Annotated in this window: 26 protein-coding genes and 1 riboswitch; of the genes, 6 read left to right on the plus strand and 20 right to left on the minus strand. The window is 38.7% G+C overall.

The window, feature by feature from the left end; translation table 11 throughout:
• Position 1: 1 nt before the first annotated feature.
• The 15 genes from ACFX4N_RS02655 to ACFX4N_RS02725 form a co-directional block, all read right to left on the minus strand.
• Positions 2–763: an SDR family NAD(P)-dependent oxidoreductase gene (locus tag ACFX4N_RS02655; protein WP_029321783.1), complete on the minus strand. Its 762-nt coding sequence runs from the start codon at positions 761–763 to the stop codon at positions 2–4.
• 11 nt (positions 764–774) lie between these two features.
• The gene (locus ACFX4N_RS02660) at positions 775–2,553 is read right to left on the minus strand and encodes an acyl-CoA dehydrogenase family protein (protein ID WP_013057060.1); all 1,779 of its coding nucleotides are present in this window, start codon (positions 2,551–2,553) and stop codon (positions 775–777) included.
• Positions 2,541–3,284 (minus strand): 2-phosphosulfolactate phosphatase, encoded by a 744-nt coding sequence (locus tag ACFX4N_RS02665; protein ID WP_057273184.1) that lies wholly within the window; start codon positions 3,282–3,284, stop codon positions 2,541–2,543. The genes ACFX4N_RS02660 and ACFX4N_RS02665 overlap by 13 nt, the downstream gene beginning before the upstream one ends.
• A complete protein-coding gene (locus tag ACFX4N_RS02670; RefSeq protein WP_057273183.1) occupies positions 3,281–4,339 on the minus strand; it encodes a phosphotransferase family protein in 1,059 nt (352 codons plus the stop codon). Before ACFX4N_RS02670 ends, ACFX4N_RS02665 begins: the two co-directional genes overlap by 4 nt.
• A 25-nt stretch (positions 4,340–4,364) precedes the next feature.
• On the minus strand, positions 4,365–4,766 hold the full coding sequence (locus ACFX4N_RS02675) for an acyl-CoA thioesterase (RefSeq protein ID WP_057273182.1): 402 nt from the start codon (positions 4,764–4,766) through the stop codon (positions 4,365–4,367).
• 14 nt (positions 4,767–4,780) lie between these two features.
• Entirely contained in the window at positions 4,781–5,563 is a 783-nt protein-coding gene (locus ACFX4N_RS02680; protein WP_013057056.1) for an enoyl-CoA hydratase, read from the minus strand.
• Positions 5,563–6,444 (minus strand): 3-hydroxyacyl-CoA dehydrogenase family protein, encoded by an 882-nt coding sequence (locus tag ACFX4N_RS02685; RefSeq protein ID WP_029321774.1) that lies wholly within the window; start codon positions 6,442–6,444, stop codon positions 5,563–5,565. The genes ACFX4N_RS02680 and ACFX4N_RS02685 overlap by 1 nt, the downstream gene beginning before the upstream one ends.
• Positions 6,445–6,524: 80 nt before the next feature.
• Complete coding sequence (locus ACFX4N_RS02690) at positions 6,525–7,091, minus strand: TetR/AcrR family transcriptional regulator (RefSeq protein ID WP_013057054.1); 567 nt, start codon at positions 7,089–7,091, stop codon at positions 6,525–6,527.
• A gap of 90 nt (positions 7,092–7,181) precedes the next feature.
• A complete protein-coding gene (locus tag ACFX4N_RS02695) occupies positions 7,182–8,798 on the minus strand; it encodes a long-chain-fatty-acid--CoA ligase (protein WP_029321772.1) in 1,617 nt (538 codons plus the stop codon).
• Between the two features lie 19 nt (positions 8,799–8,817).
• Positions 8,818–9,591 (minus strand): SDR family oxidoreductase, encoded by a 774-nt coding sequence (locus ACFX4N_RS02700; protein ID WP_013057052.1) that lies wholly within the window; start codon positions 9,589–9,591, stop codon positions 8,818–8,820.
• Positions 9,569–10,813: an acyl-CoA dehydrogenase family protein gene (locus tag ACFX4N_RS02705; protein ID WP_192100422.1), complete on the minus strand. Its 1,245-nt coding sequence runs from the start codon at positions 10,811–10,813 to the stop codon at positions 9,569–9,571. The genes ACFX4N_RS02700 and ACFX4N_RS02705 overlap by 23 nt, the downstream gene beginning before the upstream one ends.
• Before the next feature lie 151 nt (positions 10,814–10,964).
• On the minus strand, positions 10,965–11,228 hold the full coding sequence (locus tag ACFX4N_RS02710) for a DUF1292 domain-containing protein (RefSeq protein WP_013057050.1): 264 nt from the start codon (positions 11,226–11,228) through the stop codon (positions 10,965–10,967).
• 86 nt (positions 11,229–11,314) lie between these two features.
• The gene (locus ACFX4N_RS02715) at positions 11,315–13,039 is read right to left on the minus strand and encodes a PAS domain-containing sensor histidine kinase (RefSeq protein ID WP_057273180.1); all 1,725 of its coding nucleotides are present in this window, start codon (positions 13,037–13,039) and stop codon (positions 11,315–11,317) included.
• Between the two features lie 160 nt (positions 13,040–13,199).
• Positions 13,200–13,514: a YckD family protein gene (locus tag ACFX4N_RS02720; RefSeq protein WP_013057048.1), complete on the minus strand. Its 315-nt coding sequence runs from the start codon at positions 13,512–13,514 to the stop codon at positions 13,200–13,202.
• A 73-nt stretch (positions 13,515–13,587) separates the two neighbouring features.
• Positions 13,588–14,706 carry an NAD(P)/FAD-dependent oxidoreductase gene (locus tag ACFX4N_RS02725; RefSeq protein ID WP_057273179.1) on the minus strand — a complete coding sequence of 373 codons (1,119 nt, stop codon included), beginning with the start codon at positions 14,704–14,706 and terminating at the stop codon, positions 13,588–13,590.
• Positions 14,707–15,042: 336 nt separating this feature from the next.
• On the opposite strand from ACFX4N_RS02725, the gene ACFX4N_RS02730 reads away from it, so the two are divergent.
• The 6 genes from ACFX4N_RS02730 to ACFX4N_RS02755 all read left to right on the plus strand — a co-directional run bounded on the left by ACFX4N_RS02730 (position 15,043) and on the right by ACFX4N_RS02755 (position 20,235).
• Entirely contained in the window at positions 15,043–15,555 is a 513-nt protein-coding gene (locus tag ACFX4N_RS02730) for a CBO0543 family protein (protein ID WP_057273178.1), read from the plus strand.
• A 66-nt stretch (positions 15,556–15,621) separates the two neighbouring features.
• Positions 15,622–15,804: riboswitch (Lysine riboswitch) on the plus strand.
• A gap of 138 nt (positions 15,805–15,942) precedes the next feature.
• Complete coding sequence (gene lysA / locus ACFX4N_RS02735; protein WP_057273177.1) at positions 15,943–17,271, plus strand: diaminopimelate decarboxylase; 1,329 nt, start codon at positions 15,943–15,945, stop codon at positions 17,269–17,271.
• Positions 17,272–17,323: 52 nt separating this feature from the next.
• The gene (locus ACFX4N_RS02740) at positions 17,324–18,586 is read left to right on the plus strand and encodes a dicarboxylate/amino acid:cation symporter (protein ID WP_013057044.1); all 1,263 of its coding nucleotides are present in this window, start codon (positions 17,324–17,326) and stop codon (positions 18,584–18,586) included.
• A 138-nt stretch (positions 18,587–18,724) separates the two neighbouring features.
• Positions 18,725–18,859, plus strand: coding sequence for a hypothetical protein (locus ACFX4N_RS02745; RefSeq protein ID WP_013057043.1), 135 nt, complete (start codon positions 18,725–18,727; stop codon positions 18,857–18,859).
• Positions 18,860–19,019: 160 nt separating this feature from the next.
• Positions 19,020–19,202, plus strand: coding sequence for a hypothetical protein (locus ACFX4N_RS02750; RefSeq protein WP_240530761.1), 183 nt, complete (start codon positions 19,020–19,022; stop codon positions 19,200–19,202).
• 121 nt (positions 19,203–19,323) lie between these two features.
• On the plus strand, positions 19,324–20,235 hold the full coding sequence (locus tag ACFX4N_RS02755; RefSeq protein ID WP_041816562.1) for a LysR family transcriptional regulator: 912 nt from the start codon (positions 19,324–19,326) through the stop codon (positions 20,233–20,235).
• A 186-nt stretch (positions 20,236–20,421) separates the two neighbouring features.
• Here the strand turns inward: ACFX4N_RS02755 and ACFX4N_RS02760 are convergent, their stop codons facing one another.
• From ACFX4N_RS02760 to ACFX4N_RS02780, 5 genes are all read right to left on the minus strand, one after another.
• Positions 20,422–21,108 carry an O-methyltransferase gene (locus tag ACFX4N_RS02760; protein WP_035438961.1) on the minus strand — a complete coding sequence of 229 codons (687 nt, stop codon included), beginning with the start codon at positions 21,106–21,108 and terminating at the stop codon, positions 20,422–20,424.
• A 179-nt stretch (positions 21,109–21,287) separates the two neighbouring features.
• Positions 21,288–22,007 (minus strand): pentapeptide repeat-containing protein, encoded by a 720-nt coding sequence (locus tag ACFX4N_RS02765; RefSeq protein ID WP_057273174.1) that lies wholly within the window; start codon positions 22,005–22,007, stop codon positions 21,288–21,290.
• A gap of 18 nt (positions 22,008–22,025) precedes the next feature.
• On the minus strand, positions 22,026–22,355 hold the full coding sequence (locus tag ACFX4N_RS02770; RefSeq protein ID WP_013057038.1) for a PadR family transcriptional regulator: 330 nt from the start codon (positions 22,353–22,355) through the stop codon (positions 22,026–22,028).
• Between the two features lie 157 nt (positions 22,356–22,512).
• The gene (locus ACFX4N_RS02775; RefSeq protein WP_057273173.1) at positions 22,513–23,091 is read right to left on the minus strand and encodes a GNAT family N-acetyltransferase; all 579 of its coding nucleotides are present in this window, start codon (positions 23,089–23,091) and stop codon (positions 22,513–22,515) included.
• 197 nt (positions 23,092–23,288) lie between these two features.
• Positions 23,289–23,762 carry a hypothetical protein gene (locus ACFX4N_RS02780; RefSeq protein ID WP_013057036.1) on the minus strand — a complete coding sequence of 158 codons (474 nt, stop codon included), beginning with the start codon at positions 23,760–23,762 and terminating at the stop codon, positions 23,289–23,291.
• Positions 23,763–23,764: the final 2 nt, after the last annotated feature.

A 23,764-nucleotide genomic window follows, 5' to 3' on the forward strand; every position in this document is an offset into this window, starting at 1 on the left:
ATTAAACGATAAGCCACCCGCCATCTACTAATAAATCACTTCCCGTCATATAAGATGCCTCTTCAGACGCTGCAAAAGCAATAACATTTGCAATTTCATCTGGTTTACCTACACGTTTTAAAGCCGTATTTTTTTCGATTGCCTTAGTGAAGCGCTCATTTTCAAGTCCAGGCTGCGTTAAAGGTGTTTCTACGAATCCAGGAGACACAGAGTTTACTCTGACTCCGTGGGGTGCTAACTCAAACGCCATTGCTTTTGTAAAGTTAATTAGACCAGCTTTAGCAGCGCTGTAGTGAGGAATTTGTGCCCCAGCTTTATGTCCTGAAAGAGAAGCGATGTTAACAATAGATCGATTTCCTCCTATTTCTTCAGTTAAAAAAGGAATCAAATGTTTTGTGACAAGAAATACGCTTGTTAAATTGACGTCCTGCACGTGTTTCCACTGTTCAAGCGTTGTTTCTTTGATTGTTGAATTAACTGATCCGCCTGCGTTATTAATTAATAAATGAATTTGTCCGTACTTTTCTTTTATAAACTCAGCCAGCTCTTTGACGTCTTCTTCTTTCGTTACATCAGCTGAGAAAATATCCGTGCATTTTCGTTCACACCGTGTGTCAATAGCCGATGCAGCCTGTACTAGTTTTTCTTTAGTTCGCCCGACAAGAATGACGCGAGCTCCTTCTTTCGCCATTCTCTGAGCAGTCGCTTCTCCAATGCCGCTTCCAGCTCCTGTAATAACAGCTATTTGCCCTTCAAAACGCATAATATCCCTCCTTATACAACATATCGCCCGCTTTCGATAAATTCACGGGCGATGTCTCGATTGCGCGTGAACTCTCCTTCACTTTGCAAATCATTCATCCATTTTCCAAGAATTGTGCGGTACTGTCGGTGTTTTTCACCCGTTAACATTCCGTTTATTAATTGTCGAGCCTGCTTTTCAATTTCAAAGAGTGTTTCACTAACAACCGTTGCTGTCAGCTTGCTTTTTAACTTTTCTTTTTCTTCTCCATTTTTGTTCACGGCTTTTTCCGCGCGCAGCACAGATGACTCTATGGCAAATAGTCCAACAGCAATTTCTGCGAGCTTCATCAGCGTTTCTTGTTCTTGTGCTAGATTGGCGTTAAACGTTTGGAATGCTGTTCCTAACAAAGCAAGAAATAAATGTCTTGTGGTAATAACCGCCTGCTTTTCTCTTGCTAGAAGTTCATTTGAAGATATTTCCCACTGACCGCTCATCAATTCACTAACAGCATGTTCTACTTGTTTGCTCAGCTCTATTTCTCCTTTGTCTGCTTTTTTTAGAAGCTGAGTTGGAAGCAAAAGGCGATTGATTTCATTTGTACCTTCAAAAATACGATTGATGCGTGAGTCACGATATACTTGTTCTATTTTATATTCTTGAATAAACCCTGCGCCGCCATGAAGCTGCAGCGCTTCATCGGCAATTAAATCAAGCGTTTCCGATCCGTACACTTTACAAACTGAACATTCCATTGCAAATTCAGCCAGCTGTTTAGCTACTAACTTATGATTTTCACTTTCATATAAGCCACCAAGTGCCTCTTCTAGTAAACCAGCTGTACGGTACTGAATAGATTCAGATGCAAAAATACGAGCCGCCATTTTTGCTATTTTTTCTTTTGAAGCATTAAATTCCGCAATAGCTGTTTTAAACTGCTTGCGTTCTTTTGTATAAGCTAAAGCAAGTTCAAACGCATATTTCGCTGCGCCCATACATGCAGAACCTAAGTTAAAACGTCCGAGGTTTAAGACGTTCAACGCAATCAAGTGACCTTTTCCTACTTGTCCAAGTACGTTCTCTACGGGTACTAAGCAATCTTCATAAATAACTGGACGAGTAGACGACCCTTTAATTCCCATTTTCTTTTCTTCTGGCCCGAGAGAGAGTCCTTCAAAACCTTTTTCTACAATAAAAGCGGTAAAATGTTCACCGTCTACTTTTGCATACGTGATGAACGTATCTGAAAAGGCAGCATTGGTAATGTACTGCTTCGTTCCATTTAATACATAATGTGTTTTTTCAGGATTTAATACGGCTTTTGTTTGGGCTGCAAGAGCATCAGAACCTGCTTCTGGCTCTGTCAAACAGTAGGCGCCAATATATTCGCCGCTTGCCAATTTAGGCAAGTATTTTTCTTTTTGCTCCTTGGTGCCAAAATACGTAATAGGAAGTGTCGCAATGCATGTATGATTAGAATGAGCGACTCCATATCCGCTTGTCCGGCCAATGATTTCACCGACGAGTCCTTTGCTTACTTTATCAAGACCTAGTCCTCCATATGTTTCTGGAATACTGTGAGCAAGAAGTCCAAGCTCGCCTGCTTTATGCATCAATTCTACTACTTTATTAAAATCCTGCTGCTCAATGTCATTATGGTAAGGGTCTACTTCTTTTTCAATAAACTGCTTTGCTGTCTGAGCAATCATACGGTGCTCATCCGTTAAGTCTTCGGGTGTATAAACGTGATGCGTAGATGTTTTTTTCAGTAAAAATGATCCGCCTTTTGCTTCGGTTTTCATTTCAGACATATCGTTTCCTCCCCGTTTACTAGCTTTTTTTTCACTACCTTAGGAACTACGGAATAGACGTTTTTCCGGCTTACAAAGCCAATTTCGTCTAGAAAGCCATACTGCGTGAGCATTTCCCCTACGGCTGAGCGCTTTAATATTTCAACAGGTGAATGCTCATAAGCCTCATATAAAAGCAGTGCGGCTTTTGCAGCATCCGTTAAATGAAATGTTTTTAGTTGCAGCAAACAGCTTATGAAGTACCCCGCTCCATATAAATCTTCTAGACAGAAGCGATCGGATGAACCTGAACAAACCAATAAAACAGTTTCATCTTGACTTGGTTGACAAACAGCACTCGCAACCGCTTCTCCGTTTAACAGTGAAGCTGCATATACATGTTTCGCTTTCTCGGCGTTATGGATGGCTACCGTTCCATTAGTGGTAGACAAAATAACTGCTTTATTTTGAACATGCTCCTTTAACGTGCTGGGGTTTGGATCAAAAAAGCCTTCAATCGTTTTCCCTCTATATTCGCCTACAAGCGCAATTTCATCAGGCTTATACGTTTCTGCTTTTTTACGCGCTTCTTCTTCATTTTTTACTGGAATAACTTCTATTGCTCCTTGCTGTAAAGCAGCCGCAATTGTTGATGTAGCTAATAAGACATCAAATATAACAACCGTTTTTCCTTCTAGCTTTTTGGCAAGAAGCTCTTCTTTTTTGAGTATTACGTGAACTTTTCCTTTCATATATGTCCTCGTTCTGTGTGCAGAGCATGAATAATTAGTGTTTTTACATAATCTCCAAATTGTGAAAACCGTTTATCATTTGTTTGGCCTTTTTTATAACGGTAATAAATTTGCTGACAAATGACAGCAAGTTTGAAGTACGCAAATTTTAGGTAAAAGTCAATGTGTGAAACATCCCGTCCGCTTTTTTTAGCGTATGCTTCTACAAAATCTCGACGGGAATAAAAGCTTTTTTGCACAGTAACAGGTGGATTTCCAAGTCCTCTTTTCAAAAGTTCAGGATCGCTGTCTTCCATCCAGTAGCTCAGCGCCACTCCCAAATCAGCAAGCGGGTCTCCAACGGTTGTCATTTCCCAGTCAAATAATCCTACAATTTTATTTCCATCCGGTGAAAATAACGTATTGTTAAGCTTATAATCATAGTGAATAATGGTCGAATGCTGTGTAGTGGGGATGTGTGTGGTCAACCATTTTTTTAGGGCTTCTACTTCCGGTATGTCACTTGTTTTTGATTTTTCATAACGATGAATCCAGCCGTGTACCTGACGTTCTAAAAATCCTTCGGGCTTGCTGATTTTTTCAAGAAGCGTGCCTTTGTAAGGAACATCATGAAGTTGAGCAAGGACATCCACCATTTGTTCTGAGATACAACGGCAAAGTTCGTTAGTTCCTTTCACGTCTTCTGGAAACGCTGTGTCGATGAGAACACCGTGCTTTCTCTCCATTAAAAAAAAGGATTTCCCGACCACCGTCTCATCTTCACAAAACACATACGGCCTAGGAGCGAGAGGGAAAGACTTCGATAAAACAGATAAAATCTTGTATTCTCTTTGCATGTCATGCGCTTTTGGCGCAACTGGCCCAAAGGGAGGGCGTCTCAACACCGCCTCCCACTCTCCGACTGAAAGAGCGTAGGTTAAATTGGACGCACCTGATCCAAATTGCTTGATTAAAAGAGGCTCTGTAGGTAAATCAGGAACCGAAACACGGAGAAACTGATGCAGTTTTTCCGTGTTTAATTCCTCTCCTTTTCGTACAGGAATGATTTGTGACATTCTTTTACCACCTGCTTTTTTATAGTTAAACAGCTACTTTATAATTCATCAAAAACTGCTTAATGTCCGCTGGAATAGAAACGCTTTTTTGTGCATCAAAATCAAAGTACACGATGACAGCTTCTCCTTTAGCAATCAGCGTTCCCGTCTTGCTGTCGGTAATTTCATGTCCAATTGTAAAGCTTTTATTGCCGACATTAGATACAAAGGTTTTAATCATTAGCACTTGATTAAAATAACCTTGCGCAACAAAATCACATTTAGTAGACGCTAAAATATACTCCCACTTTTCTGTATGCATGGATGCTCCCATTTCTTCAAAAAAAGCAATCCGGGCCTCTTCTAAATAAATGAAATAGCTCGTATTGTTAATGTGACCGAGTGCGTCTGTTTCGCAAAAGCGCACTTTGACCTGTGTTTCATACATGATCTTCTCCTCCTTTACTTATGTGAAAAAACAGCGGGACGCTTTTCAATAAATGCTGATACTCCTTCTTTAATATCTTCTGTTTGAAAGACTTCTTCAAACAGCTCTGCCTCAAGTTCAAGACCTTCAGATAATGTACGATTTATTCCTTCGTTTACCGCTGTCTTAATTCGAGAAAGTGACGGAAGAGAGTGACGGTTAAATTTCTTAGCCAGCTCTTTTGCTTTTTCGAGCCCTTTTCCTTTAGGCGTGACATGATTGACAAAGCCTGCATGAAGCGCTTCTTCTGCAGAAACAGGACTGCCGGCAAACATCCACTCTTTAGCTTTAGAAACGCCGATTACGCGTGGAAGACGCTGAGTTCCGCCGCCTCCAGGAAACAATCCGAGCTTCACTTCCGGAAGACCGATTTGAGCATGTTCTTCGGCAATGCGTATATCAGCGGTTAGTGAAAGTTCGCATCCTCCTCCAAACGTTAAACCGTTTAACACGACAATTGTTGGTTTTTCAATGTTTTCAAGTTTTTGCAAAACACGATGGGTTTTCATAAACTCTTCTTTAATGCCGCTTTGCCCCATTAACTGAGGAAACTCTTTAATATCAGCTCCAGCCATAAACGCCCGCTCGCCCGCTCCTGTTAAAATGATTGTAATTACATCCGGATCTTTACTAAGCTCTTCATACGTTTCTTCAAGCTGCTGCACAACAGTCTGGCTCATTACATTTAAAGGCGGGTTATCAATGGTTACAATTGCCGTTTTCTCCTCTTTTTCAACACGTACAAATTTTTTCATCATTACTTCACTCCTTGTGTGTGGTATGTGTAAAAACCTTTTCCTGTTTTGCGTCCAAGCTCGCCTTTTTGAACTTTTTCTTCAATGCACGCAGCTGGCTTGTCCTCTGGATCCCCCGTTTCGCTATAGCGCTGCTGCATCACAAAATATCCGACGTCAATTCCCGAGAGATCCATCAATTCAAAAGGACCGATCGGGTGATTGAGCGCTTTTTTGCAAATCGTATCAATGTCTTCAAAATTTGCGTATCCATTTTCGTAAAGAAAAACGGCTTCTTTTTGCAACGCCCCTAAAATTCGATTGGCAATAAAACCTGAGATTTCTTTTTTCAGAAGGACTGCTGTACGATTAATTTGCTTGCAAACTTCCATTGTCGTTTGAGCTGTTTTTTCACTTGTCTTTTCACTCATCACAACTTCTACGCAGTCCATTACAAGGGGAGGAAAAAAGAAATGCATGTTAACGATTTGCTCTGGACGGTTTGTTGCACTTGCAATAAGCGAGTTAACAATTGTTGAACTATTCGATGCTAAAATGGCGTGACTTGGTGCGTACTCATCTATTTCTTTAAAGACACTTTGTTTTACATCTAACTTTTCTACCACAGCTTCAATTACAAAATCAGCATTTGAAACCGCTTCCTTTAATGTGTTTGTAAAAGACAATCTTCGAAATGCGGCTTCTTTAGCCTCAGAAGAGATTTTTCCTTTATGAACCCACTTGCCTATAATCGCTTCCAGCTTATTTTTTGCATCAATGAGTGATTGTTCATTCATATCTTGAATAATTGTTTCATATCCTCCAAGTGCACAAAGCATACCGATTTGATGTCCCATTTGTCCTGCTCCAATAACAGCAATACGCTGTATGTCTTTACTATTCATGTTATAGCCTCCTTTTAATATAAAAGGAGAGAAAGAGCTTATACTTTCCCGCCTTTTACGAGCACTGTCTAGCCTATCAGCTACTGTGACTGAATACCTTTCACCAGCATCTTATAAAAAATAGCCGCAACTTCTCGATCTGATTTTTCTCCATCCGGCTGAAACCAAAAATAGCTCCAATTTGTCATTCCTAATATGCCTAGCGTCACGATATCTGAAGGCAAATCTGAACGGAACTGCCCTGCTTCTATTCCTTTTTCAATAATTTCTTGTACGTTTTCTTTAAAACGATCGCGCTTTGGAATGATTTGTTCTAAGTGTTCTTCACTCAAATGACGCATCTCTCTAAAAAACACTTTAGCTCGAAGACCTTCTTTCTCAATATCATGAACAAGTTTAAAAATAATGCTGTGAAGCTTTTCTGGATAAGATGTTGTCTTATCTGCAAGAATCGTCTCTTGGTTTTCTATTAATCTTTCAATATATTGAAGGTGAATATCCATTAAAAGCTCTTGTTTGCTTTTAAAATAATAATAAAACGTTCCTTTTGTGACGTTTAATTCATTTACAATATCTTGAATAGACGTTTCTTTGAAACCTTTTTGAGCAAAAAGCTGAATGCTTCGTTCCATCATCAAATCTTTCATCGTCAAACCCTCTCTGTCTTTTCTCATTTTCACAAATTATACCATGGCTTAGAGGGAGCTTTTGAAAAAGTTTGTTTATGTTCAGCTTATTTACATCGTTTCTTTCACCACTTCTTCTCGTAGTGCCCGTCGTAAAATTTTCCCTACATTGGTCTTAGGAAGCTCAGCGCGAAACTCAAAGATTCGCGGAATTTTGTAAGCGGCAAGGTGATGTCGACAATAAGAAGTAAGCTCTTCTTCGGAAAGAGATTTCCCTTCTTTCACTACCAAAATCGCTTTAATTGTTTCTCCTCTGTAAGGGTGCGGCACACCAATTACAACGGCTTCTTTAATGTGGCTGTGTTCATATAAAACTTCTTCAATATCTCGAGGATACACATTAAAACCACTCGCAATAATCATATCTTTTTTGCGATCAACAATGGATAAATACCCGTCTTCATCTATCTGTCCAATGTCTCCTGTGTACAGCCAGCCGTTTCTAAGCGCGTGAGCCGTCTCTTCAGGTTGATTCCAATAGCCCTTCATAACTTGAGGGCCTTTAATCACTATTTCTCCAAGCTCTTCTCTTGGCAGTTCTTTTGTTCCGGTAGCCACGTCTACAATTTTATAAGCAGTTTGCGGAACGCCAAGTCCGACTGTACCTGGCTTTCTCTCACAAAACGGCAGGTTACAATGCGTGACAGGGGATGCTTCTGATAAGCCGTACCCTTCTAACACTTTAGCACCCGTTTTTCGTTCGAACTCTTTCATCAGCTCAATAGGCATCGGCGCACTGCCGCTGTTGCAGATGCGAATACTTTCGATGTTGTATTCTTCTGCCCGCGGATGATTTGTAATAGCAACATACATAGTTGGCACGCCAGGAAAAATACTAGGCTGCTCTTTTTTTATTGTATTTAGTACTTCTTCCAAATCAAAACGCGGCAATAGCAATATTTCATTTCCGCAAAGAATCGATAAATGCATACAGGAAGTCATGCCAAATACGTGAAACAATGGAATAACGGTTAAGCATTTTTCTTTTCCTAATTCAATATCATGCTTAAATATTTCGTATGATTGAACTGCGTTTGTGTAAATGTTTGTATGTGTAAGCATCGCACCTTTAGATGGTCCGGTCGTTCCTCCCGTATACTGAAGAACAGCGATATCGTGTCCTGGATGGATGACCGGCTGATTAAATTCATGCTTGATGGTTAAAAAATCTAGGAAGGAAAGGTCTGGTGATGTAGGAACAAAAGGTTTTTGCAAGCTGACAGTTATCGCTTCTTCTATATCAACGCGGTTTCTTATCTCTTGAAGTCTCGTATAAAAATCATCGAGCAGAATTATTTTTTTTGCCCCGGAATCGTTTAAAATATGCTCTAGCTCTTGTTCGACAAGCATAGGGTTGACCTGAGTCACAATGCCGCCCGCTGCTACAATGCCGAAATAGCTTATTATATATTGCGGACAGTTTGGCAGCATAATTGCTACACGATCTCCTTTTTTAATCCCTTTTTTCTGTAGTGCTCCTGCAAATACGCGAACTGAGTGATACAGCTCCTGGTACGTTAACGTATGCTGATACATGCGCGTTGCCGTGTGAGCAGGATAACGTTCGGCTGTTTCTTTCAGCATATCAAATAGTGAAATATCTTCGATGTGAATGTCATGAGTGTAGGCTTCTGGATAAGGTGTAAACCATTTTTTAACGTCTTCCATCAAGTTACTCCTTTCTTATTCACATAGCATGAACTCCACCGTCTACTGTCAGAATATCTCCCGTAATATAATTAGACGCCGCAGAAGCAAGAAAAACAGCCGCTCCTTTTAAATCAGCTTCGGAGCCAAAGCGTTTTAAAGGGGTTTGACTCAGAAAATAATCTTTGCCTTGTTCCATAATCGCACCTGACATTTTAGTAGGGAAAAATCCCGGCGCAATCGCATTAACTTGAATATTATGCTGTCCCCATTTGACAGCTAAATCTTTCGTAAACGTAATGACCGCTCCTTTACTCGTGTTGTACCCGATTGTATCCATGTACTGAGGATCTGTTCCTCCAAGACCGGCAATTGAAGCAATATTAATAATCTTGCCAGCTTTTTGTTTAATCATTTCTTTTCCAGCTTCTTGGGACATTAAAAACGTTCCTGTAACATTAATATTCATCACTTTTTGCCATGCTTCAAGAGGCATTTCTTCAACTGGAGCACCCCACGTAGCTCCGCTGTTATTAATTAAAATATCAATACGTCCAAATTTTTCAATCGTTTGATGCACGACATTTTTAATATCTTCAGGCTGACTGATGTCGCATGCTAAAGCGAGGGTTTTTACGCCTGTAGTGGCCAATCGATCGGCCACTTGCTGACATGCTTCTTTTTTTCTCGAACATAGAACAATATTTGCCCCTGCCTCTGCAAGCCCTTCTGCCATTTGTTCTCCTAATCCTCTACCTCCGCCGGTAATAATAGCTGTTTTCCCAGTTAAATCAAACAAATCCTTTATGTGCATATGTTGCCTCCTTTTCTTGATAGGATTTTAATTCAAGTCTTGCAAGCTGAGCTTTGTGCACTTCGTCTGGACCATCAGCGAGGCGAAGAGTGCGGGCATTTGCCCAAAGTGCCGCAAGCGGCGTGTCTTCTGAAACACCTGCTGCTCCAAATGCTTGAATAGCACGATCAATGACTTTTAAAGCCATAGCAGGAGCCATTACTTTAATCATAGCAATTTCTTTCCGCGCTTTTTTATTTCCAACTGTGTCCATCATATAAGCAGCTTTTAATGTTAATAAGCGAGCTTGCTCAATTTCAATACGCGATTCTGCCACCCATTCTTGAATAACCCCTTGCTGGGAAAGCAACTTATTAAAAGTAGAACGATTTTGAATACGCTTACATAATTCTTCAAGCGCTCTTTCCGCTGCTCCTATTAGCCGCATGCAGTGATGAATACGTCCAGGCCCCAATCTGCCTTGAGCGATAGCAAATCCTTTGCCTTCGCCTAAAAGCATATTAGACGCTGGCACACGCACATTGTCATAATGAATTTCAGCATGTCCATGAGGAGCGTGATCGTATCCAAAGACTGGCAGCATTCGTTCAATTTTAACTCCTGGAGTATTTAATGGAACTAGAATCATAGACTGCTGTTCATATTTAGATGCGGTAAAATCGCTTTTTCCCATGACAATAGCAATTTTGCAGCGAGGATCTCCCGCACCTGAAGACCACCACTTTCTTCCATTTATTACATATTCATCGCCTTTTCTTACAATACTGCACTGAATGTTTGTGGCATCAGAAGAACCTACATCTGGTTCTGTCATAGAAAAGCAGGAGCGAATGTCTCCATTTAACAGCGGCTTTAGCCATTTTTCTTTCTGTTCGGACGTTCCGTATCGAACCAGTACTTCCATATTGCCGGTGTCAGGAGCTCCGCAATTAAAAGCTTCTGGTCCAATAATAGAACGGCCCATAATTTCGCAAAGGGGGGCATATTCGACATTTGTTAGACCCGCTCCGTATTCGCTTTCTGGCAAAAATAAGTTCCATAATCCAGCTTGCTTTGCTTTTTCTTTTAACTCTTCCATGATCGGAGGAACAGCTGACCATCTAGATGGCTGTTCATTCAGCTGTTGTTCGTATAGCCGTTCATTTGGGTAAATATGCCCTTCCATAAAAGAGGTCAATTCTTTTTGCAGCTTCACTACTTTGTCAGAGTAAGAAAAATACACGGTAGTCCCTCGCTTTCATTTACTTACTAACCGGTTGGTATGTTACATATTCATCATAAATGAAGGGAAATAATTCAGCAAGACATTTTTAGAAAAATTCTAAATATTATATTATTTAAAAATAAAAAAAGAGAGGTTTTAACCTCTCTTTTTACGCGGATGTCATTTCCTCAAATACGGCTGATACCTTTTCAAACTCATCGTCATCTTCAATTGAAGACCATTCACCATCATCTTCAATTTTCAAAAAGAAAACATCAATTTCTTCTTCTGTTTCAATTAAAACTTCTTCCACAAACGCAACAGCAATATAATCGTGCCCTTCAATCGTCATTTTTCCAAGCACTTCAATATCTTGCTCTTGATCATTTTCATCTAAAATTGTAAAAATCTCTCCCGTTTCAATGCGTTCCATCTTATTCCCTCCTATTTTAATCTCATTATTCGTTCACTAACATGTATTCCCCTTTAGAAAAGGTTTCATGCTTATAAAAGTAGAATCTACTTTTTAAAAGGCAAAAGAATGTCTACGGTAGTTCCTTTTCCAAGTTCACTTACAAAGTTAATTTCTCCTCTATGTTCTCGAATGATCTTATAACACACCATCAGTCCAAGCCCCGTTCCTTTCTCTTTGGTACTATAAAAAGGTTTTCCTAAATGCTGCATTCTTTCCTGCGTGATGCCTGGCCCCTCGTCCCTAAACCGGACAACAAGGTTCTCCTGATTAAATCTTTTTAGTTGAATCGTTACGGTTCCTCCACTTGGCATAGATTCGACTGCATTTTTAAATATATTGCTAAACACCTGTTTCAACTGATTTTCTTCGCATAATACGAGAGGAAGATGAAGATCAATTTCTTTTTTTACGTGAATTTTCTCCGTAATCCCCTGCACCTCAGCTAGCTTTAAAGTATTCTCTAAAATATCTTGGACATGTTTGTCCCTGTAGGTTTTCGCCTGAGGCTTTGCAAGACTCAAGAACTCATCAGTAATCAATTCAATTCTATCTAACTCATGATTTATCATTTCTACATAGTAAGGCTGACCGCTCGTTTCTTTTAATAACTGCATAAATCCTTTTACCGCCGTCAGAGGGTTTCGAATTTCGTGAGCTATACCAGCCGCTAACTGTCCTACTAAGGAAAGCTGAGCGGATTCACGCAGCAATTTTTCAGTTTTTTTACGTTCTGTAATATCACGAAACAAAACTTGAATGGCCTGCTTTCCCATATAGGGAATAGGAAAAGCAATGGTTTCGGCATCAATCGTATGACCGTCTTTATGAATAAACTTCTCTTCCTGTAGGTCTACAGATTTATTTTCTGTTTTCATTCGATAAATTCGCTGTTTTACCACATCATAGTAATCAGGGTGAACAAACTGATAAACACACGCTCCTAATACGTCTTGAGGACTTTTGTATCCTAGCGCTTTGGCTCCTGCAGGGTTGATGTAATCAATTTTCCCTTCACTATGAACGATAATCGCTTCCGGCGATAACTCAATCAAGCTTCGGTAGCGTTCTTCGCTTTCTTTTAAAGCCGTTTCAGCCTGCTTTCGTGATGTTATATCTCGATAGACAAAAGCAATGCATAGCGGCCAATCATTCATATTTTCAACGCGGAATAGTGTGACGCTTACATTAATTAAATGACCGTCTTTATGCTGTCTGACCGTCTCAAATTCCGTTTTCGATTCCCCTGATTGAATGGTCTTATGAAGTTCGCACACTGGCTCCTTTAAAAACGAAGGTATAATTGGAAGAGGCTTTTGATAAATTTCTTCAAACGTCCAGCCAAATGTATTCTCAAACGCAGGGTTCACTTGAAGCGTTTTACCTTCTAAGTCAACGACAGCAACAGCATCTGCGTTATGATAAATAAAAGGCTGAATCTGTTCTTTCTTCTCCTGATAACTAGTTATATTCACGCAATGCCCCATAATTTCAGGCTTTTCTGTGTAAGATAAAGGGGTTAAGTTTACTACATAGCGTTTATCATTTATTTGAAGCTCGTACATAAGCTTTTTCTTTTTGTTTAGTGCTTCGAAAAAATGCTCATACGAGACCCATTCTTCTAGAGGTATTTTTTGCTCATGAACGCTTTCACCTTGATACATACTGTAAACAAGATGGTCATCTTTTTGTTTGTAAGCAAATATGATTCCTAGCGCCTCAGCTGAATGATTTTCTGCATGTAATCGGACTATTTTTTTATTTTCGTTCATCGTTCGTATTTACCTACCCCTCACTAGCATCTTTCCTACTCGTTCTCATTCTCTTAATTTTACATGAGGATTTTAGAATTTACTAGATAAAGAAGCGGATATTTTCCATTCACTCACATAAAAAAACGCCTGTAAAGGCGCTTTTTTATGTGAATATGAATTACTTTGAATGATGCATTTTATGACAGTGTCGCTTCGGAACAAAACCATTTTTCTCCATATGCTGATAGCGATTTTCCATATGTGAAGAAATGTTTTGACTCTCCGTTTTGCTTAGCACACCGTACTCCACATATTTTGAAAGTATTTCTTTCTTTTTTGCTAGCATTTCTTTGTACAGCACGGACAATTCCTGCTTTTGCTGAGACGTCAGCTGCACGTCTTTTGTTTCTGGCTGAGGATTGTTTTCTGCTAATACAGGCGTCGCGCTCATAAATAAAAAAGCTGCTGCTGCACTTATCATAATCTTTCGCAAACAATCTACTTCCTTTCATCATATAGTAGTTATAGTTTACGAACTTCTATTTGTTTTCATTCATTCTGTTTGCTTAAGACTCGATAGCTCCTCCTACATCATAGTCGCTAAGATCAATTTCCATTTCCATTTCAAGTGCTAATTTAGCAAGCTCTGAACCAAGATAAGGACCCGACGTTAAGCCTGAAGCTCCGAGACCATTCGCTACTAGTATTCCTTCGTAAGCCGGAAGAGTTCCAATGACTGGCAAGAAGCCTGGAGTAAATGGTCGAAACCCTACCCTTGTTTCTAAGACTGTGCTTTCTGTTAAGCCGGGAGCAATTGATAAGGCCTTTGAAAAAATCTCATGAAGCCCCCCAGCAGTTACTCTCAAGTCATAACCCGTGTCGTTTTCATGTGTTGCTCCAATGACAATTTGACCTTGTTCAAATGAAAGAATATATTGGTCGCTTGGAGGCATCACAACGGGCCAGTCTTTTGTATCTACATCAGGGAGATGCAAGTGGACAATTTGCGCTTTTTGAAAGCTTGCTAAAAATTTCACTCCAAGAGGCTCTAGTAATTGATTTGCCCACGCTCCTGCTGTTACGATTGTTGTACTTGCTAGAAGGGTTTGTCCATTTACGGAAACGCCCGTTACTTGATTATTTTCATAAAGTAGTTCTGCGTTTCCTTCTATTATTTTTGCACCGTTTTTCTTCGCTGCATTCACAAGTGCGTTTCGAAGAGCTCTTCCGTTAACGCGAGCGGCTCCACTAATATGAACTGAACTGTATTCTTCCGAAAGAACCGGAAACAAAGCCTGTGTTTCTTTAGCGGATAAACGTGTAATCTCGCCTATTTCGGGAGCTTCTTCCCGACGCTTATATGCTCTTTCTTCCATTTTTTTAAGCTTTTGCTCATCAGTATGTACGCTAATTGCTCCTACTCGCTTATATCCCGTATCCGTTTCTCCATCTTCTTCTAATTGCTGAATTAATGTTTGATAGTACTTGGCGCCGCCTTTTGCTAAGCGGTACCATGCTTTATTTCGACGCTGCGAAAGCCATGGACAAACAATTCCTGCTGCTGCATCAGTAGCTTGACCCGCATCCTTGCGATCTATCAATGTCACATCTGCTCCTGCTTTTGCTAAATGATATGCTGTAGAAGCTCCAAGTATCCCAGCTCCAACTACGATGTATGTTTTCATACCAAAACACCCTTTTCTTTCTTCTAGTATTCTTATGCTATTATGTACGCAATTTTAGCATAGCAAAAAAAGAAGTCACATACTAGGTGAAGCTATTTTGAGCTTATTTTTGAGTCTTGCTGACTTTGACATATAGCTCCTTTCATTGTAAACAAAAGCGCAATAAGTTCTTTTACGGAGATTATGGTGAGATGAAGCAAACCACAAGTAGTGATCGCGCATATTTAACACTGCGTTTACAGCTTTTTTATTATAGTTTCTGAATAAAAAAATGAAAGAATAAAACCACTATAATATGTAAATAAAAAGAAATAACCATTATTTTAAGGAGAGCGTATGCAATCTTCATTTGTATTATTTTTCATCATTCTTGGTTTACTATTTGGCAAGTGGCGGAGATATCAAGAATACTATCCTACTTTGTTGTTTTGGATCACGGGGAATTTGCTTTATGAAGTGCTGCTGTTTCATCACCGCGTATGGGTATTTCACCCTGTTGGTATTGATCACCTTTTTCTACCCGATCACCTAATGGTTTCCCTTGGAATAACCTTAATTATTTATCCGTTTGTTATACCGGTTTTTTTAGGAAGGCTGCCGTTGCATGTAAGCGGCCGGCTGTGGTGGATTCTTTTGTGGGCGCTTTTATTTACTGTGATTGAGTTCATTGCTTATGTTAATCACAGTATCACTCATAATTATGGATGGTCGCTGCTGTGTTCTTTTCTCTTCAATGTTGTCACGTTCTCACTTTTAATCATTCATCAGAAGACAGCACTGGCTGCTTGGATTCTATCTGGAAGCTTTATAGCTTTTTTATTTATTTTTTTTGATATTCCTATGCCTTAACTTTTCATTGACTAGACAGAGGAAAAGGAAATATAATAGGAGTTACATTTAAATATAATTTTCCTCTCTGAGAATAGAGGTGCATGAAATCAAGAGTCACTTATTAGAGACTAATGGAGTCTGTGAAGATAAGTAAAAGGGATTTCGTGCCGAAGTATATAGACATCCATTGTGTTCATATACTGGTTCAGTATTGAATAAATGCTGAGCTGTCACAAACCATTTGGTTTGTGGAGAGCTATTGAAGAGATGTTGATGCCTAGAATGTAATAATACTTTATTATTATGAAACCAAGACGCGTGAACATCACTTCACGGGTCTTTTTTGTGTTTTTCTACTGATCATCAAAGTTATAGTTGAATGTTTTAAATGGAGGGATATGGATTATGTACTTACATGGAACGAGTAAAATTAACAGCAGCAATCATTTAGAAATTGGGCAGTGCGATACGGTCGAACTGAAAAAACAATACGGCACTCCCCTATACATCTACGATCAAGAATTAATTGAGACGAAATGCAAGGCCTTCCATTCAGCCTTCCAAAGAAGTGGATTTTCATATCAAATCGCCTATGCAGGGAAAGCCTTTCTTTGTATGGAAATGGCTAATCTTTTAACGAAGCTTGATATGTCATTAGATGTGGTCTCAGGAGGCGAATTATTTACAGCTCTTGAAGCGGGATATCCAGCTGAACGCATTCATTTTCACGGAAATAACAAAACGATTGAAGAAATTGAAATGGCTCTTGATGCGAATATCGGCTGCTTTGTTGTGGATAACTTCACCGAACTTGAAGTTTTGCATGCCTTAGCAGCTGAGCGCAAACAGAAAGCATCTATTCTTCTCCGTGTTACTCCAGGGATTGAAGCCCATACACACGAATATATTATGACCGGACAAGAAGACTCAAAGTTTGGATTTGGTCTTTCCAATGACCAAGCCATGAAAGCGGTAAGTTCTGCATTAGAAAAGCCTTATTATAATCTTTTAGGCATTCATTGTCATATTGGTTCGCAAATTTTTGAAGTAGATGGTTTTTCTCGCGCCATTGATATTTTAACTGATTTCTTATTCAATATTCGTGATAAAATGGACTTTGAAGTAAAAGTTTTAAACGTAGGTGGTGGTTTTGGTATTCGTTATACCGAAAGCGATTCTCCTCTTCCAGTTGAGTATTATGTAAATGCACTGACAGAAAAGCTAAGCCGTACGTTAACGGAACAAAATTATACCCTTCCGGAAGTCTGGATTGAGCCTGGAAGAAGCATCGTAGGAGAAGCGGGTACAACGCTTTATACAATTGGCTCAACGAAAGAGATTCCAGGTGTACGCAAATACGTGGGAATTGACGGGGGTATGACCGATAATATTCGTCCTGCTTTGTATGATGCAAAGCATGAAGCTGTCTTGGCTAATAGAGTGACGGATAAAAAAGATGAAACGGTATCGATTGCGGGGAAATGCTGTGAATCAGGAGATATGCTTATTTGGGATATCGATTTACCGCGCGTTAATCAAGGAGATTTATTAGCAGTTTCCTCTACAGGTGCCTACAACTATTCAATGGCTAGCAATTACAACCGCATTCCGCGCCCTGCTGTTGTATTTGTAAAAAATGGAGAAGCTCGTCTTGCTGTGGAGCGAGAAACATACGAAGATTTGGTGCGAAAAGATGTAAAGCCAGTCGTTACTACGTATGCAATGAGCAAATGATAGCTGTTCTTGCGTAGTAAAGAAGCTATTGTTGTTTGGAGGAAATATAACTATGGTTTTAAGTGTATTTAAAACGTACAGATCATCGCTTATTCTGCTTCTCGCTATTTTAATTGGCGGGATAGCAGGATATGCTATCGGGCCCGATGTAGCAGTCGTAAAGCCCTTTGGTGATTTGTTTCTTAATTTAATGTTCATGATTATCGTTCCCCTTGTCTTTTTTAGTGTGGCTTCGGCAATTGCAAACATGAACGAAATGAAACGTCTCGGTAAAATTATGCTAGGTATCGCCGTTGTGTTTATCGCTACTGCTGCTGTTTCAGCTGTTCTAGGCTTTTTAGGCGCGTCACTTTACAATCCGCTGCACAACGTAGATACTTCTGCGATTAAAGAATTAATGGGTGACAGTGAAAATACAGCTGAAAAAATGACGCTTTTAACTCAGCTTGTTAGTACCTTTACTGTACCTGATTTTGTTCAGTTATTTTCGAAAGAGCATATTTTACAATTAATTGTCTTTGCCGTCATTTTCGGTATTGCTACCACGATGGCCGGTGAAAAAGGACAGCCTATGGCGAAATTCCTGACTTCGGGTCAAGAAGTATCGATGAAGGTTGTTAAAATTGTGATGTACTATGCTCCAATTGGTTTAGGGTGCTATTTTGCTACTGTAGTAGGAGAACTAGGACCAAAGATCTTACAAGGGTACGCTAGAGCATTTATTCTTTATTTATTAATTGCAATCGTTTACTATTTCGGCTTCTTTACGCTATACGCATGGATTGCTGGCGGTAAAGCAGGAATTAAACTGTTCTGGAAAAATGCAGCTGCTCCTTCTATCACCGCTATTGCTACCTGTTCTTCTGCTGCATCTATTCCAGTCAATTTAGATGCAACAAAGAAAATGGGTGTGCCACTTGATATTGCTGAAACGGTGATTCCATTAGGAGCAAACACGCATAAAGATGGTTCTGTTATTGGCGGTATTCTAAAAATTGTTTTCTTATTCAGTTTGTTTGGAAAAGATATGACGTCTGCTACGAGCATTTTGAGTATTTTAGGCGTAGCCTTTTTAGTTGGAGCTGTAATGGGAGCAATCCCTGGAGGCGGTATGATTGGCGAAATGTTAATTATTACGATTTATGGATTTTCGCCAGAAGTTCTGCCCATTATTGCGGTCATTTCCACGATTATTGACGCCCCTGCTACCCTGTTAAATAGTACAGGAAATACAGTAACAGCAATGCTGGTTACAAGGTTTACAGAAGGAAAAGACTGGATTAACAAAATTATCACCACCGATAAAGTCGCCTAGTAAAAAATCAAAGGGAACAGTCTTAGTGACTCTCCCTTTGATTTTTTCGTGTGCAGTAATATCGATAGAGGTGTATAAAGTCTGTAAATACGCACATTCTATAGGTATGTTTCATAACCAGACTGGAGGTGTCGTCTAATGAGTAACGCTGCAGGAGGTTCAAAGAAGAATCAACCGAATGATGCAAATCACGTAAGTGCAGAAACAAAAGCTCATCAAAAACGTCTCACTGAACAAAACAAACAAGAGCATCAGGCTGAAGAGCGAAAATAAAATTACGTCAAAGAACGCAGGGCCTGTGCCAAACGTTCTTTGACGTAATTTTATTTTTAGAGAGAGCTTCATACCGTCACTCGTTATAGGTCTATCGTACAACCTCCTTTCGAACTTTTACATATTCTATTAGTAGGTTTGTAAAAGGAGGAATGGTATGATGTTTTCCTGGCTAGAGATTACAACCGCAGCATTTGGACTTTCAGTTGTTTTAATCAGTTTTGCATTTTTGCCCGAACGCACATGCAAAAATCTTTATATCCCCCATCAGCTAATAGCAAAATCTATGTTTCTCTATAAAAAAATTATTCGTTTTATAAATCAATTTCGACAGAAACTTTAGTTCATTTCCTTTCCCTGTTTTTATTCATTGGATATAATCAGCACATTTACAGTAAATAATTTAATGGTTAAAATAAAGAGTAAAGAAAAAGGATAAGCAGTTTGCAGAAATGGAGTTTCACATGGAAATCAGAGACTTAGAATACTTTATAGAGGTAGCGAATCATAAAAATTTTACAAAGGCAGCGCTGCAAGTTCATTTGTCACAAACGGCTTTAAGTAAAGCCGTCAAAAAAGTAGAAAATGAACTAGGATTTGAGCTTCTTGATCGTTCAACAAGAGAATTAAAGCTAACCGATGCAGGAGAAGTCGTGTATCATCAGGCAACTAAAGCTCTGTCGGTGTTAAAAGACATGCCTCACTTGTTGGGAGATTTAGTGAACTTGCAAACAGGGCAAATCAAGATGGGAGTCCCTCCGCTCATCGGGACCTTGTTTTTCCCGAAGATTGCAAAAGCATTTAATGAACAATACCCTAAAGTATCTCTAGAGCTTATTGAATTTGGAGCAAAAAAAATTGAAGCACTTGTGGAAGAGGCTGGTGTAGATATGGGGATTGTTATGCTTCCTCTCACAAGCGTTCATGATGAACATTTTCACGTATACCCGTTCGTTAAGGAGAGATTCCTTTTATACGCGCATAAAAACCATCCTTTAGCGAAACGTTCTTCCGTCTGGATGAAAGAATTGGAGCATGAAAAATTCATTATGTTCAGTGAAGAATTTACGCTGCACGACCGGTTAATTCAAGATGCTTTAAAATCAGGCTTTGTGCCTTCTATAGCGTATAAAAGTTCTCAATGGGATTTAATTATTGAATTAACAGCGGCAGAACTAGGTATTGCTATTTTACCCGAATCGCTTTATGCCAAAGTGAAAGATCCCAATATTACTACCGTACCTATTGCAGATCCTGAAATGATGTGGGAACTTGGAATTATTCTGTTAAAAGAACGCTACAGTTCATTCGCTGTACGAGAATTGATTAATTTTTTAACCGAAAAACAAATGACAGATAAATTGGGGCCCATTTAAAAAGAGTCTGGAACAAAAGTATGTTAGTTGAAGGACCATCCGAACGAGTTTGGTTGAGAATCCAACTCGTTCGGATTTTTTTAGGGTGATGATGAACGTAGGTTTCATGTATGTATTTGATTCTAGCTGTTGATTGGATGGGTTTAGTTATGTCTCCGTCTCTTTTTAGGTGTAATACAAATTTTATCATTCAACAATCCCTACAATGAATCCATCATAGCCTTTGCTTCCAACGGTTTGTATAGCCGTGGCGCTGATTCGTTTTTCTTGAGCCAGAGCATTCATAAATTGACGAATTCCCTTTACATTTTCATCTTCACTTTCTGAGTTCACCACATGCCCTTGACGAACAACATTATCACAAATAATCAGACTTCCTCTTTTCGATAATTCTAGAGCCCACTTTAAGTAATTTGGGTTATTCGGCTTGTCAGCATCAATAAAGATAAGATCAAACGGATCTGTTCCCCTATCTTTTAATACAGCTAATGTATCAAGCCCGGGGCCGACAATGACTTCTACTAAGTGGCTTACTCCCGCTCTTTTTAAATTAGCTCTTGCTACTTCTGCATGATGAGCGCTTAATTCGAGCGTAATCAGCTGCCCGTCTTTCGGAAGAGCTCTGGCTAGCCAAATCGTGCTGTACCCTCCAAGAGTACCAATTTCCAAAATGCGTTTAGCTCCTTTTAATGAAGCTAACAAATGCAGAAACTTTCCTTGACTAGGCGATACGTCGATGGCAGGTAATTCAGCTTCTTGATTTGCCTTCAATACCTCATCAAGAATAGGGTCAGGTTGTATAAGCTTATCATTCATATAAAGATCCACTTCATTCCAAATTTCATATATAGACATTTCCATACTCCTCCACATAAGTGATAAAAGCTTTATTATTTCAAAGATACGAATATGTTCTTCTCATATTCAGCTTGTTGCCGTAATCGTTCGTATTATGAATGTGTTCTAGCTCTCTCATAAACTATCCTGCTCGCTCTTAAAAAGAATTGTTATATGTCCATAAAAAAAGACCTTCAGAGAGGTCTTTTTTATCTTTAAATAATCGTAACTTTACTAAGATCTATCTTGGCACTTTTTAAAAAGTTATATGTCAATTTATCCATTTTTGCACTTTCAAAATCGGATTTCTTTAAATCTGATCCTCGAAACTGTACATTTAGCAAAGTTGCGTTGCGAAATGAGGCTTTTTTTAATGATGTTCCTTCAAAGATTGTTCCGTTAAATGTTTCTTCGTCAAATACAACGTCTGTTAAATTACATTGCTTAAAGTACGTGTTGTCATAGATACAGCCTTTAAAACTAGCCTGTTTAAAATTTGCCCATTTAAATTGTACGCCTGTCAAATTAACCTGATGAAATATTGCTTTCGTTAAATTGCTGCTTTTAAACATGCTGTCTGTAAGATCTGCGTAGCTAAAATCAGATTCATTCAAATTACTTGCATTAAATTTCCCTTTATACACCGATACAGAACGAAAATCAGATTTTGTAAGCTCGGTCTTTGAAAAATCCATAGGGACGGTTTGCTTTAATTCCTTTGTTTCTACATTTATTGATTGAATCAGTTCTGTGATATCACCGATAGAATTGATTGTCATATAATAAGCCTGTTCTTCATTATGCCCGTCTTTTTTGTAATCTATAAATTTTTCCTGCAAGTTCTGTGATAGTTCTTCTTCTAGATCTTGAACATTTTTTACATCCTGATAAGGAGCCAAAATGTTATGCACATGATTTTTTATTTTTTCGTTCATTTATAACATCATCCTTTCTTACAACAATAAATCAATAATTTTTTTCGCTTGCTCCCAGTTTTCTTTGTTTTGTTTATATACGCTTTTTCCTTGTTCTGTAATTTTATAGTATTTTCTGCGACCGCCTTGTACAGCATCTCCCCAGTAAGAAAGAATATGACCGTCTTTTTCCAGGCGCTTCAAGCTTGAATACATTGTGGCTTCTTTTAATTCATACTGCTCTTTAGAGTAGGTATAAATAAGCTTACTAATTTCATAACCATACTTATCTCCGCTGAGAAGTAATTTCAAAATCATTGTATCTGTATGTCCCCGAAGTAAATCTGAAGACATTTTTGCATATACCAAAGTATCACCTCTTTATGTATAATTTAAATCATATTACTATGACAGTCAAGGTATTATATTCAATAAAATACACTAATTTATAATTGAACATATGTAAACAGCTTAACCAGTAGAAAATAGCCGGTAGAAACGTACCGGCTATTTTCTAGGAGAGACCTTATTCTTCGTTATAACTGAGCTTAAATACTATCGGCGTACTTTCTGCTGATATTTTCCAAACCATGTGATGATACCCCTTGCTCCAGTAATCTTTTATTAAATAATCAGGGATTCCAAATATGTTTTTCCACACTTCCTGAGCATTTTTGTATCCGCTGTCCAAACAAATTTTTTTAATTTCTTTGCTTTGAAGCGTAAGCAGCATAGTATGTAAAAGCAGTGTCCCTACACCTTTTCTTTGGTACTTTGGATGAACAAAAACTGTGCCGATTTCAATCCATCCTTGCAGCTCTCCTTTTGTACACGCCGTAATTAATTCACTAGCAGGACCATATTCGATACATCCAATAATCTTATTGGTGCACTTATCTATTCCAAGCCAAAAGAATCGATGTTTTCCACCGCTATCGAGGTCACTTTTTAAATATTGTTCTTTACTTTCAATTTCTATTTGTATATCGTTCACCATGTCAGATAGACCCTCTTTATGAAAGGTATCTGTGATTACTTCATTAAAAAGCTCGTGGAGTTCTGCGCTGTCTTCTGTTTTTGGTCTTCTTATTTCAATATGATGCAATGTTCATTCCTCCTTGTTATTTTGTTATTTCGTTATTTCACGTCAGAATATGAAGCTTTACCATTATTATTTGTTATTTATCAATCTATGTTGATAATCCTTTTCTCTTTCTACTGTTTTTCCAATAAAAAAGCACGAGAAACTTTGAGTTCTCGTACTTTTTTATAATATGGATTCTACTTTTCTATTGGGAAATGTTAATACTGATTCACAAAGCTCTGGATTTTACATACGAATTCAGAAAGATTCTCCTTTATCTCTTTATCCTCTGTTTTCTCTACTTGCTCCTGTATGGCATCAATCATTAAACGTGCTCTTTTAGGATCTATAGAGGCCGGCTGGCTGCTGTTGTTTGATAGACTTTTCAAAATTTGATTAGTCATTTTGTTTTTATCATGAATATAAAATAATATTTGAGGAACTTGATTAATTAACAAATTTACGTATCTGCGAAACTCCTCTATCTCATATAATTCTCTTGAATTACCTTTAAAGCCATCAACGGAAAGCATAAGACTCTGGTAGCCTTTATCACTGCGTTGATTAAGTGTTTTAATCACTTTCAAAAACCGATCGAACTTTAGATAACGTATTTCGTCTTTCCTTAATTCTAAAAATTCAATTTCTCCTTTTTCCAAAAAGGGATCTTTGATAAGACTATTATCATTCATAT

This window comes from Priestia sp. YIM B13551 (assembly GCF_042787905.1).
In the GTDB taxonomy this organism is placed as follows: Bacteria; Bacillota; Bacilli; order Bacillales; family Bacillaceae_H; genus Priestia.

Bases quoted from the DNA above. Each gene is read 5' to 3' on its own strand.
- ACFX4N_RS02655 (WP_029321783.1), bottom strand. From the start codon at position 763: ATGCGTTTTGAAGGGCAAATAGCTGTTATTACAGGAGCTGGAAGCGGC.
- ACFX4N_RS02660 (WP_013057060.1), bottom strand. From the start codon at position 2,553: ATGTCTGAAATGAAAACCGAAGCAAAAGGCGGATCATTTTTACTGAAA.
- ACFX4N_RS02665 (WP_057273184.1), bottom strand. From the start codon at position 3,284: ATGAAAGGAAAAGTTCACGTAATACTCAAAAAAGAAGAGCTTCTTGCC.
- ACFX4N_RS02670 (WP_057273183.1), bottom strand. From the start codon at position 4,339: ATGTCACAAATCATTCCTGTACGAAAAGGAGAGGAATTAAACACGGAA.
- ACFX4N_RS02675 (WP_057273182.1), bottom strand. From the start codon at position 4,766: ATGTATGAAACACAGGTCAAAGTGCGCTTTTGCGAAACAGACGCACTC.
- ACFX4N_RS02680 (WP_013057056.1), bottom strand. From the start codon at position 5,563: ATGATGAAAAAATTTGTACGTGTTGAAAAAGAGGAGAAAACGGCAATT.
- ACFX4N_RS02685 (WP_029321774.1), bottom strand. From the start codon at position 6,444: ATGAATAGTAAAGACATACAGCGTATTGCTGTTATTGGAGCAGGACAA.
- ACFX4N_RS02690 (WP_013057054.1), bottom strand. From the start codon at position 7,091: ATGAAAGATTTGATGATGGAACGAAGCATTCAGCTTTTTGCTCAAAAA.
- ACFX4N_RS02695 (WP_029321772.1), bottom strand. From the start codon at position 8,798: ATGGAAGACGTTAAAAAATGGTTTACACCTTATCCAGAAGCCTACACT.
- ACFX4N_RS02700 (WP_013057052.1), bottom strand. From the start codon at position 9,591: ATGCACATAAAGGATTTGTTTGATTTAACTGGGAAAACAGCTATTATT.
- ACFX4N_RS02710 (WP_013057050.1), bottom strand. From the start codon at position 11,228: ATGGAACGCATTGAAACGGGAGAGATTTTTACAATTTTAGATGAAAAT.
- ACFX4N_RS02715 (WP_057273180.1), bottom strand. From the start codon at position 13,039: ATGAACGAAAATAAAAAAATAGTCCGATTACATGCAGAAAATCATTCA.
- ACFX4N_RS02725 (WP_057273179.1), bottom strand. From the start codon at position 14,706: ATGAAAACATACATCGTAGTTGGAGCTGGGATACTTGGAGCTTCTACA.
- ACFX4N_RS02730 (WP_057273178.1), top strand. From the start codon at position 15,043: ATGCAATCTTCATTTGTATTATTTTTCATCATTCTTGGTTTACTATTT.
- lysA (WP_057273177.1), top strand. From the start codon at position 15,943: ATGTACTTACATGGAACGAGTAAAATTAACAGCAGCAATCATTTAGAA.
- ACFX4N_RS02740 (WP_013057044.1), top strand. From the start codon at position 17,324: ATGGTTTTAAGTGTATTTAAAACGTACAGATCATCGCTTATTCTGCTT.
- ACFX4N_RS02745 (WP_013057043.1), top strand. From the start codon at position 18,725: ATGAGTAACGCTGCAGGAGGTTCAAAGAAGAATCAACCGAATGATGCA.
- ACFX4N_RS02750 (WP_240530761.1), top strand. From the start codon at position 19,020: ATGTTTTCCTGGCTAGAGATTACAACCGCAGCATTTGGACTTTCAGTT.
- ACFX4N_RS02755 (WP_041816562.1), top strand. From the start codon at position 19,324: ATGGAAATCAGAGACTTAGAATACTTTATAGAGGTAGCGAATCATAAA.
- ACFX4N_RS02760 (WP_035438961.1), bottom strand. From the start codon at position 21,108: ATGTGGAGGAGTATGGAAATGTCTATATATGAAATTTGGAATGAAGTG.
- ACFX4N_RS02765 (WP_057273174.1), bottom strand. From the start codon at position 22,007: ATGAACGAAAAAATAAAAAATCATGTGCATAACATTTTGGCTCCTTAT.
- ACFX4N_RS02780 (WP_013057036.1), bottom strand. From the start codon at position 23,762: ATGAATGATAATAGTCTTATCAAAGATCCCTTTTTGGAAAAAGGAGAA.